Consider the following 13,062-nt stretch of genomic DNA (forward strand, 5'->3'; position numbering starts at 1 on the left):
CGTGGATCAGCCGCTGGTGAGCGATGTGATGCTGTCTGCCGACCCTGCGGTGCCGGTGATGGCCGAGATCACCTTGCTCCACTGGGTGAAGGGCGCCTCAGTGACATAGATCGTGTCACCATCGCGGATCACGAAGTCACGGGCCATAAACATGCCGTTGGGCTTAGTCAGATCGGTCACGTAGACCATACGCTGCGCGCCGGTTAGATCACTACGGCCCAGCACCTGCTCGGCGACTTCCTCAGGCTCGTTGCGGAACACGAAGACGCCGGTGGGGTCGGCCGAGAGTGGGCTGAGGCCGCCCACTTGCGCGATGCCTTCCAAAAGCGAGAGGTTTTGCGACTCAAACGGCACGCGGGCCTGACCGCCGGTGGCACCGAGGGCGGTGAAAGAGCGTGTGTCTTCCTCGACCAGAATGCGGTCGCCCGGGCGCAGCGCGATGTCCAACTCAGGGTGGTCGTAGAGGTCTTGGAACCAGATTTTGCCGCGCTGGCCATTCCGGATCACGGTGACCTGCGCAATTTCGGGGATGATGGTCACACCGCCTGCGCGCGCCAACATGGCGGCAAGTGTGCGGGTGGGGCGCTCGATGGGATAGACGCCCTGCGCGCCGATGGAGCCAATGAGCGACACGGTTGAGCCATCGCCTGCCGCGCGGCGCACTTCGACCTGCGGATCGGGGGTCTGCTCGCCCAATTTCTGGGTGATGACGCGGCGGATCGCTTCGGGTGTGTTGCCAGCGGCACGGATGCGGCCCGCGTAGGGAATAAAGATAAAGCCTGCGCCATCGACCTGCACTTCTTCAAGCAGGGTGGCCGGCGCGCCTTCGACACCCAGTAGCGGGTCGTCCACGTTTTCGTAGACGGTGATGCCAAGGATATCACCCGGTTGGATCGTGTCAGAGCCGACCCGGCCTGCGTTCTTGAAACTTTCCGAAAAGCCGAGTGCGGGGGCCACGGCGATGGCGCGGGTCACCCGGTCGTTCACGGCGATGACAAATGCATCCCCTTCGCGTTGAACTGAGCCTGCATAAATTTGCCGTTTGTTCGGCCCGACCTGTGGCAAACCACAAGATGAGATGACGGCCAATGCCGCCAATGCTGCGACGGGACGCGCCCACCGGAATGTTACGGATTTCACTGCCCGGTCTCCTCGACCTGAATTATCTGCCTCGAAATCGCCAATTATCATGACGTATTACTCTGCAACTTAACGTAGCCTTTAGAAAAAATCTACAGGGGGGAATGGGTTAAGTCAGGTTACGACCCGCAACTGTTGCCGAGGGGCCGCGGTGCCTTGCTCAAGCGCATCGTAAGGGTCTTCTGCTGAGAGCATCATATCAACCACTTGGCGCAGCAACTGACGCCGCCCGCGTGCGGCATAGAAACCGCCCGGAACTTGCGAAGTTTCAAGCAGATAGCGGCGATAATCCTTATAGGCGCGGTTGTCGGGGCGGCTGGCGGTGGCAAAGAATTCTGGCAAGGGCTGGTCTGAGACGAACTCAGGCTGGGAATAGACCGCGCTGCCAAAGACTTTAAGCGGAATGCCGCGCCAGAGCACCTGTTGCCCGGCGGTGGAATTTACTGTGACCGCACTGCGCGTGTCGTTGAGCAGCTGCGCCAGCTTGCCGCCGCGCACGAAATGCACACGGTCGGAAACCCCATGCGTGCGGGCCAGCCGTTTGACATCGCGCCGCACCGGAACGCGGCCATCCTCCAGCGGATGCGCCTTGATGACGAGGTGGTGATGCTGGGGCGCGCCCTTGGCGAAACCTTCGATCACCAGTTCAAGGAAATCGGCCATCGTGTTGAACGGTGAATGCTTTTGGAAAGAGGAATCATGCTCCAGCTGCAGCAGCGCCAGATGATAGGGAAACCCGCCTAGCCGAATTTTCAGCGTGGACAGCAGGCGGTCGGCGGCCAGCACGGGCATCAGCAACAGGCGTTTGAGGTAAAGCCGGAATTCCTTGGTCACCGGCAGGCTGCGATGCGGTTTGAAATTGCGGTAGTCGCCGTTTCGGAACATCACGAACCAATGGTAAAGCGCGCCGTAAAAGATGTGGTGCCGCATGTCGCCCCAGTGGCCGGGGGGCAGGGGGGCTTCCATGTCCGAGCGCGCCAGCGCTGCCTGCATCTGGGGAATGGTCACCTCCATCAGGCGCGAGTTGCCGTTTGAGCCGCCGCGCTCATAGGTGACCCAATAGGGCCGCATATAGCCTTCCTCGAAAACATGCACGGTGATGCCGCGGCGCTTGGCTTCGGCCACCGCTTCGGCGTGGATGGGGCGTGTGTCGCCGTAAAGCACGATGTCTGTGACCTGCTTTTCGTCCAACAGGGTCGCAAAAGTCTGCGGCCAATCCTCGACCGTGCCGCGATAGGGGATGTAGGTCGACGGATGAAACCAAAAGGCCCGGTCGCCCGCGTTGAAGCCCACGCGCCAGACCTCAGCGCCCGCCCGGCGCAGCATTTTGCCCAGACTGTTAAAGAAAGGCCCATGCGGGCCTTGCAGGAACAAGAAGGTGCGGGCTGGGGCGGCGGTCACGGTCATACGGGTCCTAAAACGGCGTGGTTTACCCTTAACCATCATATAATAGGGGCGACAATGTGGCGTCACCCGCTCTTGCCTGTGGCGGTGCGCGGGTTTACCACTGCGCCAAACTGCAAAGGAGCCTATCCATGTTCACCGGCATTATTACAGACGTTGGCAGCGTGACCAAGCTGGAGCAGGAAGGCGACCTGCGCGCGCGCATCCAAACGGGCTATGACACCAGTGGCATCGACATGGGCGCCTCCATCGCCAGCGACGGGGTCTGCCTGACGGTCGTGGGGCTGGGCGATGATTGGTACGAGGTGCAGATCAGTGCCGAAACGGCGGCCAAGACCAACCTTGGCCAGCATTGGGCCGAAGGGCGACGGGTGAATCTTGAACGCGCGCTGAAGGTGGGCGATGAACTGGGCGGACATATCGTCTCGGGCCATGTCGATGGCGTGGCCGAGATTATTGAGATGAAGGACGAGGGCGACAGCACCCGCGTGACGCTTCGCGCGCCAAAGGAACTGGCGCGGTTCATCGCGCAAAAGGGCTCGGTCGCGCTGAATGGCACCTCGCTGACGGTGAATGACGTCGATGGCTGCAATTTTGGCATCAACTTCATTCCGCATACCAAAGAGGTGACCACTTGGGGTGACGCACGCGTGGGTGATCTGGTGAACCTCGAAATCGACACGCTGGCCCGTTACGTGGCACGCCTGAACGAGATGTGACGCCGCGCCCTGCGTAGCCCACTCTGGCCAAGCGTCGCGGGTCAGGCTAAGAGCCGGGCAACAGATAGATGGAAGCAGCCAATGCAATTTGACAAACCCGGACCGGTCGAGACAGGGCTGAGCGATGCGATCTCGCCCATCGAAGAGATCATCGAAGACGCGCGCCAAGGCCGTATGTTCATTTTGGTGGACCATGAGGACCGCGAGAATGAAGGCGATCTGGTAATCCCGGCGCAGTTTGCCGATGCCGCGGCGATCAACTTCATGGCGACCCACGGGCGCGGGCTGATTTGCCTGCCGATGACGGCGGAGCGGGTCGATCACCTCGGCTTGCCGATGATGGCGGTGAACAACTCCTCCCGGCATGAGACGGCCTTTACCGTCAGCATCGAAGCGCGGGAGGGTGTCAGCACCGGCATCTCTGCCGCCGACCGTGCGTTGACCGTGGCCGTGGCGATCTCGGAACAATCCGGTTCGGCGGATATCGCCACCCCCGGCCATGTCTTCCCGCTGCGCGCCCGCGATGGTGGCGTGCTGGTACGGGCAGGCCATACCGAAGCCGCGGTCGATATTTCGCGCCTCGCGGGGCTGCATCCTTCCGGCGTGATCTGCGAGATCATGAAAGACGATGGCGAAATGGCCCGTCTGCCCGATCTGGTGGAATTCGCCGCCGCGCATGGGCTCAAGATCGGCACGATCAGCGATCTCATCACCTACCGCCACAAGCATGACAACCTGCTGGTGGAGCGCGACAGCCGCACCGTGACCTCGGCCTATGGTGGCGACTGGCAGATGCGGGTTTTTTCCGATCAGATCACCGGGACCGACCATGTGGTGCTGACCAAGGGCGATATCTCAACCCCCCAGCCGGTGCTGATACGGACCCATGCGATCAATGCGCTGGAGGATATCCTCGGCCTCGGCCCCAGCCCGGCGGATGAGCTGCCGCGTGCCATGCAGATCATCGCTAATGAGGGCCGCGGCGCTGTTGTGCTGTTCCGCGATCCCTACCCGCGCCTGCGGCTGGATGCCGAAGATGATGAGCGTCCGCGCACCATCAAACGCACCGGGCTGGGCGCGCAGATCCTGTCGTCGATGGGCCTGCATGAGCTTGTCCTGCTGACCGACAATCCCGACACGCGCTATCTGGGCCTTGATGCCTATGCGCTGGAAATCGTGGGCACACGGCCCATCACCACGGAGTAATCGCTATGGCATCCGCCGAAGAGCATACCATCCTGCCGCGCCCCAGCTTCGACGAACCGGTGAAGCTGCTGATCGTCGTCTCGCCCTATTACTCGGACATCGCGAACGGCATGCTAACCGGCGCCAAGGCCGAGCTTGAGGCGGCGGGTGCCGCCTATGAGGTCATTGAGATGCCCGGCGCGTTGGAGATTCCCACCGCCATCGGTATTTCCGACCGGGGCAGTAATTTCGACGGCTATGTCGCTTTGGGCTGCGTGATCCGTGGCGAGACGACGCATTATGAAACCGTCTGCAACGACAGCAGTCGCGCCTTGCAACTGCTTGGGCTGCAAGGGCTTTGCATCGGCAACGGCATCCTGACGGTCGAGAACAAGAAGCAGGCCGAAGTCCGCGCCGACCCCGAGGGGCAAAACAAAGGTGGCGGGGCGGCGGCTGCGGCCTTGCATCTTATCGCGCTCGCTCGTAAATGGGGCCGCCAGAGCAAGGGCATCGGGTTCAAGCCATTCGGGCAGGACACTTTGATGGCCGGCGACACGGACGGATCAAACATCGCATGACCAGCAACGCGCTTTCGGGCAATCAGAAACGTAAGATGAAGTCGGCTTCGCGGCTCTATGCCGTGCAGGCGTTGTTCCAGATGGAGCATTCCGCGCAGACCGTCGATGTCGTGCGTCACGAGTTCATCGACCACCGTTTTGGTGCCGTCTATGAGGGCGACGAGATGCAGGAGGGGGACGTCGATCACTTCTCTCGCGTGCTCGAAGATGCGGTAAACTATCAAGCGCCGATCGACCAGATGGCCAACCGCGCCATCGTCGCGAAATGGGCCATTGCCCGGATCGACCCGACGCTGCGCGCGCTGTTCCGCGCGGCGGGCGCTGAGTTCCGCCATGATGACACGCCACCGCGCGTGGTAATCAAAGAATACGTCGACGTGGCCCATGCGTTCTTCCCCGATGGGCGCGAGCCGAGCTTTGTCAACGCCGTGCTTGACCACATGGCCCGCGAAGCCCGTCCCGAAGCGTTCTAAAACCGGGAAGCGACCGGCCCAAGGGCCAGACCTATCGGATCAAATTGCAGCGAAGGGGGAGTGACGGGAACCGCACCTGCCGCTGCTGTTTTATATTCCCGAGGACCTGTATGTACAGGTGGGCGCCAGGTAACCGAACCAGGGCTCGGACAGAGCCAGCTCCCTCGGATTTGCTTAAGGCCACTGGAATGTAACGTTCACGAACAGGGCAGAACCCGTCCACCCCGATGTAGGCGGCGCAGGGGGCTGCGGCAAGGGGGCGATGGTGGATTTCGCAAACTTCTCTTGGCCACTCAGTCTTCGGAGGGAATAAAGCCGTAGCGACGCAACTCGTCGGGCAGCAGCACATAAATCTCATCGGGCGGAGTCACCAGCGCATGCTGCATGACCAGCGGGTCAATCCCCATCTCATCAAGATAGCGCATTACTTCGCCTTGGCCGCGCTGGATATCCTCCACGGCTACAAAGGCGGGCAGGATCGTGCTTTCGCCAAAGTAATGCTGATGCACCCCGACCGAGGCGCTGTCGGTCACCGCGCGCGCCTCGCCGGCGGCCAGCAGATAGGGGCAGGCGGAATAACAGATGTCACCGTCCCGCAACGCGGTGTTGAACCCTTCGCGGCGCAGGTAGCGGCCCAGTTCCAGCGCGTCTTGCACTGATCCACCGGGAGAGTTGAGATAGATTTCTTCGGGGGCGGGGGTGAGGTCGGTTAATTGCTTGGTGATCCGCTCTGCATCCCCCGCTTCAATCGCCCCCTCTAGCAAAGCCGCACGCCCGCCAGAAACAGGCGTGAGGATCAGCCGGTCGGGCAGGGCGGTATCGGGCATCGGCTGGCCGGGGTTGGGCGCGCGTTCGGGGCGGAAGCGCCTTGTCTGGTCACCGGGGCGGATGGGTTCGGTCAATTCTGGCGCGCGTGGGCCAAAGCCCGGCAGACGTAGCCCTTCGCCCAAGTCCCCCCAGAACAGCAGTACGGCAAGGCCCAACTGAAAGATCAAAACGCCAATCAGCACCCGCCCGACGATGGGCGGGCGGCGGGGGGCTTCCATTTCAGCTGGGGTTTCCTCCGTCATGTGCTTTTGATCGATGTGACGGGGCCGGGGGCCGGTTCATCGGGCGCATCTGCACGCGGCGCTTCGGCGGCGGGGCGTTTGTGGGCGGGGCTGTCCTGCATCGCCGCATCGACATCGCGCACGGCGGCCAGCGCGGCGCGCAATTCTGCAAGGGTCAGCGTGTCTTCGACCGCGGCCCCCTCCCGGCCCGAGCGGATCGCACCTTGGGTGATGGAAAGGATCAGCACCAGCACGGCGGGCAGCAGGTCAATCGCAATCGCCCCGGCCCAAGAGGGCACGAAATTGCGCGCATAGAGGATCACCGCATCGGCGCTGGAGATCGGCGTATAGGTCGTGTCGGCGGCGGGCGGCATGGCCTGCACATCCTGTGCCGCGCGCTCCAGCGTGGCGGCGCGTTGGGCCAGCACTTCCAGAACCGAGGTGATCGTGGCGCCTTGGGCACCGCGCTGTTCTTCGTTGCTGCCATCTAACTCGGGCAGCACGACAGAGGCCGCCAGATCCTGTGCCGCGCGTTCAACTAGCGGGGCGACGGATAGCTGGCGTAGCCGGGTGATCAGCCCTGCCAGCCGCACGGCTTGTTCCGAAAACTCGACCGAGCGGGCCTCGACAGGGCCGGGTTCTACGGTAAGGGCGCGCATCCGGCTGAGGATTTGGTTTCCTTCGGCAAAGGCATCATTCACCAACGGCGTCTGGGTGGCGATTTGGGCCTCTAGGCCCGCCAGTTCCGCCGATTTCTGCCGTAGCACCCGAAACACCGCACCGCGACCGGCGAGGCCCGAAAGACTGCCTGCGGCTTCCTGTTCGCTGAGGTCTTCGAAACTTTGCCTAACGCGCGCCACGTCACGCTCAAGCCCTTGGGCGGAAAGGGCGATCTCATGGGTGCGCTCCAGCGCGCCTTGGTAGTCTTGCACGGTTTCAGCGAGGTGCTGCTCCACCGCTGCCGACCCGGCCAGTGCGGCGGCGTTGAGCCAGCTCGACATCGCGATGATCGCGACGGAGCCGAGGCCCATGGCCCCCAAAAGCCCCATCCGAGCCCGCGCGGTGCGCACAGCAGGGAAGAGGCGCAAAAGGTATGACCAAAAGACGAAGATACCTACCGAAACCGCCACGGAATAGGCAATCGCGGCAAAGGCGGACATTGCACCATTGTCGTCCAGCAGCGTTGAGACGCCAAGGTAAGTGTAGATCCCCGAGGCCACGGCCAGAACGCCAAGCGCTGTGCCCGAGAAGGTGTCGAGCCATGTCAGATGGCCCTCCAACTCACGGGCGTAACGCACACCGCGCGCCTGCGTCTCACTCATCGGTTCGCGGTCTGTCATGGAATCCCCTCGCTTTGCTTGTTTCAAGATAGGGGGCGGCAGGGAAATTACCAAACTTTCCAGTACTTCCTCTTGCGGGTGTTCACTAAATGTTCATATTTGTCCCTATGATGGAGACAGACATACAAAGGTTTCAGCCCGGCCAGCTTTTGGCGCGGGGGGTGATGCGGCATTTGGCCGATCTCGGTTTCGCCTGCGTTGAGGAATTGGTTCCGGCACGTGGCTTGCGCGTCGATGTGATGGCGCTTGGCCCTAAGGGAGAGATTTGGATCGTCGAATGTAAATCCTGCCGCGCCGATTTCATGGGCGACGCAAAATGGGAGGGCTATTTGGAATGGGCTGATCGGTTTTTCTGGGCCGTCGACAGCGATTTCCCGGTCGATCTGCTGCCAGAGGAAAGCGGCCTCATCATCGGTGACGCCTATGGTGCTGAGATTGTGCGAATGAGTGATGAGATCAGACTTGCGCCTGCGCGGCGCAAGGTGATGGTGCAAAAGTTCGCGACCCATGCCGCCCGGCGCCTGCACCGGCTGCGCGATCCCGACATGGCGCCGAACTGGTCTTGAAGGACAGGGGGCTTAGCGGCCCTTTTTGCCCGCGCGGCTTGCAGCGGCCATGATCTCTTCCGCGATCTCGCGGGCTTCATCCGGGGTGAAATCCATCGGGATTTCCACACCGTCACCTTCAACAAAGAGACGGACCATCCCTTTGTCGGTCGGGCCGATTTGCAGGTTTGCTTCGATGTCGCGTTCGGTGTCGATGCCCATGAGAGCCTCCGGTTTGGTGGGGCTTATCGCTAGCGCGCTGCGGGTTGAAAGGCAAGCGATCTTGCGGCCATGCTGGCCTATGGAAAACATCAAGATTCGCACATTCGACCAGGGCGACCGGGATTGGCTTATTCGTCAGCACCAAGAGCATTACGCGCTTGAAGAGGGGTTCGATGACAGCTTTGGCGTACTCGTCACTCAGATCATTGATGAATTCCTGCACGATCATGACCCCGCCTGTGAAAGGGGCTGGATCGCCCAAAAGGGGAACCAGCGGCTGGGGTCGATCTTTTGTGTGAAGTTAACCGCGCAGCGGGCAAAGCTGCGGCTGTTTCTGTTGGTTCCAGAAGCCCGAGGGCATGGGTTGGGGCAGCGAATGCTGCAAACCTGCATGAGGTTCGCCCGTGATCAGGGGTATGAAGGCATGCAACTCTGGACCCACGAATCCCACCGTGCTGCGGGTGCGCTCTATGCTCGAAGCGGTTGGGAATTGACCGATAGCCGCCCGGCGGTTTCATTCGGGAAAGCCAACGTTGAGCAGACTTGGGAAATTCTGCTCTAAAGCTGCAATTCTTCTGCGCCTGAGGTCTTGCATTCCTCTGCTACGGGCGCTAAATCCGCCCCAGTGCCGCCTTAGCTCAGTTGGTTAGAGCGCTTGATTGTGGATCAAGAGGTCCCTGGTTCGAGACCAGGAGGTGGTACCATTCCCCCCCCCCCATTTAGTTCTGGCGACGCGTGCGGTTGAGATCGTTTCCAAGCGATGCTGGCAATTCAATTGTGAGGGTGGAAAAGCGGGGCGCTTACCCCGCGTTGCCGAACGGCTTAGCCCAGCTTCATCACGATGCAGGTGGTTGAGCCTGTGGCGTAGAGCTTGCCATCCTGGACCCCGCGGATTTCCCCATGCGCGATGCCGGTGGAGCGGCCAACGTGGTCGGTGACACCGATGCAGTCGATCTCCATTCCCAATGGCAGACCGCGCAGGATGTTAATTTTGTATTCCAATGTGGTGTAGACCGATCCGCGCGGGACTTTCGTCATCACGGCGCAGGCCATCGCTGAATCAAGCAGCGTGCCGTACCAGCCGCCGTGCACCGTACCCATTGGATTGGTCATGCTAAAGCTGGGCGCGCCCCGAAAGACGATGCGGCCCTCTTCGACCGAATGCAGTGTATAGCCCATGGTTTGCCCGATGGGCGGACCGGGGTTGGTGCCGTCCAAGATCGCCTGCATGAATTCCAGCCCCGAAAGTTTCAGGGCCTCAGATTGAGATAAAAGGTCGGCAGGGCTTTGGGCGATACGGGGCATGGTCTTCTCCGGCAAATGGTTGCTGCGGAGGATACGCCCGAGGGGGGCAGGGGCAAGCCCCTGCGCACCTGTAGTTTTGCTTACGCGACGTCCGAAAGATCGACCTGCGGCGTCACGCCAATGGCACGACAGACATCGCGGGTCAGCTCGGCGCGGTTGAGCGTGTAGAAATGCAGCGCATCCACGCCTTCATCGATCAGATCGCTGCACAGTTCGGTGCACATCGCTTGGGCCAGCAGATCGTGCCGGTCATCGCGGATCGCCGCTTCATAGGCTTGGTCGACCCATTCCGGGATTGGCGTGCCGCATTTGACGGCGAATTTGCGGGCCGAGGTCCAGTTGACCACTGGCAGGATGCCCGGTGTGATCGGCTTGTCGATCCCTGCCTTCACGCAGGCATCGCGGAACCGTAGGAAAGTCTCGGCTTCAAAGAAGAACTGAGTGAGCGCCTCATCGGCACCGGCGTCGAACTTGCGTTTCAGCCAGTCGATACTGGCCTGCTGGTCCGCCGCTTCGGGGTGCGGATCGGGATAGGCCCCGACGCGGATGGTGAATTTCCCAGTTTTGGCCAGTGCTTCGATCAACTCGCAGCTGTCGGCGAAGCCTTCGGGGTGGGGCGTAAATTTGTCGGTGCCTGCCTGCGGATCGCCGCGCAGGGCGACGATGTCTTTGATGCCCGCTTCGGCGAATTTATCCGCGACTTCCATGGTTTCCGCGCGGGTGGCCCCCACGCAGGTCAAATGTCCGGCGACCGGCAAGCCGGAGGTGCGGTGCAATACATGGGCCGAATCATGGGTCAGATCGCGGGTGGTGCCGCCCGCGCCATAGGTGACCGAAAAGAAGCGCGGCGCAAGTGGGGCCAGCGCCTGAGCTGCATCCCACAGTTTGAACGCCGCGCCGACGGTGCGGGGCGGGAAGACTTCGAAGGAAACAGCAGGCGTGGTCATCGAGAGATCCTTTTGGCGGTTTCACGTCTTGTCTCACATTCATCGCTGTGAGACAAACTCATAACATTCATCTTGAACATGAGTAATGCCTCACATGCACATTGAGTTCCGTCACCTGCGCACGATTAAGGCCATCCACGAGGCGGGCGGGCTGGCCCGCGCGGCGGATCAGATGAATATCACGCAGTCGGCTTTAAGTCACCAGGTGAAGGGGCTCGAGGATCAGGCCGGGGTCGAGTTGTTTGTACGGCGCTCGAAACCTTTGAAACTGTCCCCGGCGGGGCAGCGGTTGTTGAAGCTCGCCCAGCAGGTTTTGCCGCAGGTCGAGGCGTTGCAAGATGAGTTCTCGGGCCTGCGGGCGGGCAGCACGGGGCGGATGCATATCGCCATTGAATGTCACGCTTGTTTCGAATGGCTCTTCCCGGTGCTGGAGCAGTTTCGCCGCCATTGGCCGGATGTAGATGTAGATATTCGCCCCGGACTGGCCTTTGACGCGCTGCCCGCGCTGCTGCGCGAAGAGGTGGATTTGGTGGTGTCGTCCGATCCCGAAGAACTGCCCGGCGTCGAGTTTGTCGAACTCTTCGATTACAATCCGGTTTTTGTGGCGTCCCAGAGCCACCCATTGGCCGAAAAACCCTTTGTCGAGGCAGCGGATTTTCGCGGTGAAACGCTGATTACCTATCCGGTAGAGCGCACGCGATTAGATGTGTTCAGCCAGTTGTTAATCCCGGCCAAGGTCGAGCCTGCTACGATCCGGCAGGTGGAGCTGACGGCGGTGATTTTGCTGCTGGTGGCGTCGAATAGGGGGGTGTCTGTCTTGCCCGATTGGGTGGTGCGCGAGGTGAAATATTCGTCTGATTATGTGACGCGGCCTTTGACGGCGCAGGGCATCACGCGCAGGCTTTACGCGGCGGTGCGCAAGGATGATTTGGGCAAGCCGTTTATGAATGAGTTGCTGAAACTGGCCGGGCAGGAGGCACGCAAATTGCAGCAGGCCTAAGGCAACTGAGGAGGGCCAAGGGGCGATGCGCCGTCCCGCAGTGCGGAACGATGCATGCAGCATCGTCTGTGGTTAATTCACCTTAACGATAGCCTTCCCAGTGTTTCCACCGTTCAGCATGTCGATAAATGCCTGAGGTGCATTCTCCAGCCCTTCGGTGATGTCTTCTTTGACCTTCACACGGCCATCGGCGACCATAGGGGCCACTTCTCGGTGAAATTCGGGCATCTTGTCCCAGTGGTTTGCGATGATAAAGCCGCGGACGGTGAGGAAATTCACCAAGATCGTGCGCCACAAACGCGGCGCGGTAAGTCCGGCACCTTCGGCATCGGCACCAAGCCCGCCCGCATTATACCATGCGATCATGCCACAAAGGGGGATACGGCCATGCGCGTTCATCAGTGGCAATACCGCGTCGAGCACCTTGCCGCCGACATTCTCGTAATAGATGTCGATCCCATCTGGGGCCGCTTCTTTCAGCGCTGCACGTAGGGATTTGGCATCGTCATAGGCGCGATGGTCCAGACAGACATCGAAACCGAAATCGCGGGTTGCGATCTCACATTTCTCGGGTCCTCCGGCGATGCCGACGGTGCGCAGCCCTTTGGCCTTGGCCAGCTGCCCAACAATGGACCCGACCGGCCCGGTGGCTGCCGCCACGACGAGGGTCTCACCCTCTTTGGGCTGACCGATGTCGTTCAAACCATACCAGCCTGTCAGCCCCGGCATCCCCAAAACGCCGAGCGACGCGGTGATTGGCACGCCATCAGCATCCACCTTTTGACATTGCTTGGCCGGGGCAACGCCGTGGGTGGCCCAACCAAACCCGCCAAAGGCAAAATCGCCGACAGCAAAGCTCGGGTCATTCGAGGCGATCACCTTGCCGACGCTGCCACCCTCCATCAGCCCCCCGATGGGCACCGGCGCGGCATAGGATTTCGCATCGTCCATCCGGCCGCGCATATAAGGATCAAGCGACATGTAATGCACTTCGACCAGAATTTCGCCATCGCCGGGTTGCGGCAAATCTGCGCTTTCCAGACGGAAATTCTCGGGCTTGGGGGCACCATCTGGGCGGCTGGCGAGGACGATTTTTCGCATTTGGTCAGGCATGGGGTTTCCTTCGTGCTTATTGCTACGGGTCCAAGGTGTTAT

General features: G+C 61.2%; 15 protein-coding genes, 1 tRNA gene and 1 other RNA gene. 8 read left to right on the plus strand and 9 right to left on the minus strand.

Annotated features, from left to right (window positions below; translation table 11 throughout):
- Positions 1-6: 6 nt before the first annotated feature.
- Complete coding sequence (locus tag ACSQ16_RS08370; RefSeq protein ID WP_243260975.1) at positions 7-1,140, minus strand: polysaccharide biosynthesis/export family protein; 1,134 nt, start codon at positions 1,138-1,140, stop codon at positions 7-9.
- A gap of 114 nt (positions 1,141-1,254) precedes the next feature.
- Complete coding sequence (locus ACSQ16_RS08375; RefSeq protein ID WP_243260974.1) at positions 1,255-2,547, minus strand: capsule biosynthesis protein; 1,293 nt, start codon at positions 2,545-2,547, stop codon at positions 1,255-1,257.
- 128 nt (positions 2,548-2,675) lie between these two features.
- Between ACSQ16_RS08375 and ACSQ16_RS08380 the strand changes: the two genes are divergently transcribed.
- The 4 genes from ACSQ16_RS08380 to nusB all read left to right on the plus strand — a co-directional run bounded on the left by ACSQ16_RS08380 (position 2,676) and on the right by nusB (position 5,499).
- A complete protein-coding gene (locus ACSQ16_RS08380; protein ID WP_243260973.1) occupies positions 2,676-3,263 on the plus strand; it encodes a riboflavin synthase in 588 nt (195 codons plus the stop codon).
- Positions 3,264-3,344: 81 nt separating this feature from the next.
- On the plus strand, positions 3,345-4,469 hold the full coding sequence (gene ribB, locus ACSQ16_RS08385) for a 3,4-dihydroxy-2-butanone-4-phosphate synthase (protein ID WP_243260972.1): 1,125 nt from the start codon (positions 3,345-3,347) through the stop codon (positions 4,467-4,469).
- Between the two features lie 5 nt (positions 4,470-4,474).
- Entirely contained in the window at positions 4,475-5,026 is a 552-nt protein-coding gene (locus ACSQ16_RS08390; RefSeq protein WP_243260971.1) for a 6,7-dimethyl-8-ribityllumazine synthase, read from the plus strand.
- A complete protein-coding gene (nusB, locus tag ACSQ16_RS08395) occupies positions 5,023-5,499 on the plus strand; it encodes a transcription antitermination factor NusB (protein WP_243260970.1) in 477 nt (158 codons plus the stop codon). Before ACSQ16_RS08390 ends, nusB begins: the two co-directional genes overlap by 4 nt.
- Before the next feature lie 63 nt (positions 5,500-5,562).
- Here the strand turns inward: nusB and ssrS are convergent.
- From ssrS to ACSQ16_RS08410, 3 genes are all read right to left on the minus strand, one after another.
- A non-coding RNA gene (ssrS, locus tag ACSQ16_RS08400) (6S RNA) lies at positions 5,563-5,717 on the minus strand.
- Between the two features lie 75 nt (positions 5,718-5,792).
- Positions 5,793-6,569, minus strand: a complete 777-nt coding sequence (locus tag ACSQ16_RS08405) for a hypothetical protein (protein WP_243260969.1) — start codon at positions 6,567-6,569, stop codon at positions 5,793-5,795.
- Complete coding sequence (locus tag ACSQ16_RS08410; RefSeq protein ID WP_243260968.1) at positions 6,566-7,888, minus strand: hypothetical protein; 1,323 nt, start codon at positions 7,886-7,888, stop codon at positions 6,566-6,568. Before ACSQ16_RS08410 ends, ACSQ16_RS08405 begins: the two co-directional genes overlap by 4 nt.
- An 89-nt stretch (positions 7,889-7,977) precedes the next feature.
- Between ACSQ16_RS08410 and ACSQ16_RS08415 the strand changes: the two genes are divergently transcribed.
- A complete protein-coding gene (locus ACSQ16_RS08415) occupies positions 7,978-8,454 on the plus strand; it encodes an MmcB family DNA repair protein (protein WP_243260967.1) in 477 nt (158 codons plus the stop codon).
- A 12-nt stretch (positions 8,455-8,466) separates the two neighbouring features.
- Here ACSQ16_RS08415 and ACSQ16_RS08420 read toward each other — a convergent pair whose 3' ends face one another.
- Entirely contained in the window at positions 8,467-8,655 is a 189-nt protein-coding gene (locus tag ACSQ16_RS08420; RefSeq protein WP_093925749.1) for a DUF6324 family protein, read from the minus strand.
- Positions 8,656-8,734: 79 nt separating this feature from the next.
- On the opposite strand from ACSQ16_RS08420, the gene ACSQ16_RS08425 reads away from it, so the two are divergent.
- Entirely contained in the window at positions 8,735-9,217 is a 483-nt protein-coding gene (locus ACSQ16_RS08425) for a GNAT family N-acetyltransferase (protein WP_243260966.1), read from the plus strand.
- Positions 9,218-9,282: 65 nt separating this feature from the next.
- Positions 9,283-9,359: transfer RNA gene (locus ACSQ16_RS08430), tRNA-His, on the plus strand.
- 118 nt (positions 9,360-9,477) lie between these two features.
- Here the strand turns inward: ACSQ16_RS08430 and ACSQ16_RS08435 are convergent.
- A complete protein-coding gene (locus ACSQ16_RS08435) occupies positions 9,478-9,960 on the minus strand; it encodes a PaaI family thioesterase (protein ID WP_093925751.1) in 483 nt (160 codons plus the stop codon).
- Between the two features lie 80 nt (positions 9,961-10,040).
- Positions 10,041-10,907, minus strand: coding sequence for a methylenetetrahydrofolate reductase [NAD(P)H] (gene metF / locus ACSQ16_RS08440; RefSeq protein ID WP_243260965.1), 867 nt, complete (start codon positions 10,905-10,907; stop codon positions 10,041-10,043).
- 94 nt (positions 10,908-11,001) lie between these two features.
- On the opposite strand from metF, the gene ACSQ16_RS08445 reads away from it, so the two are divergent.
- Positions 11,002-11,907: a LysR family transcriptional regulator gene (locus ACSQ16_RS08445; RefSeq protein ID WP_243260964.1), complete on the plus strand. Its 906-nt coding sequence runs from the start codon at positions 11,002-11,004 to the stop codon at positions 11,905-11,907.
- Between the two features lie 72 nt (positions 11,908-11,979).
- Here the strand turns inward: ACSQ16_RS08445 and ACSQ16_RS08450 are convergent, their stop codons facing one another.
- Positions 11,980-13,020 (minus strand): NADP-dependent oxidoreductase, encoded by a 1,041-nt coding sequence (locus ACSQ16_RS08450; protein ID WP_243260963.1) that lies wholly within the window; start codon positions 13,018-13,020, stop codon positions 11,980-11,982.
- Positions 13,021-13,062: the final 42 nt, after the last annotated feature.

This window comes from Sulfitobacter sp. SH24 (genome assembly GCF_965641895.1).
GTDB classification, from domain to species: domain Bacteria; phylum Pseudomonadota; class Alphaproteobacteria; order Rhodobacterales; family Rhodobacteraceae; genus Sulfitobacter; species Sulfitobacter dubius.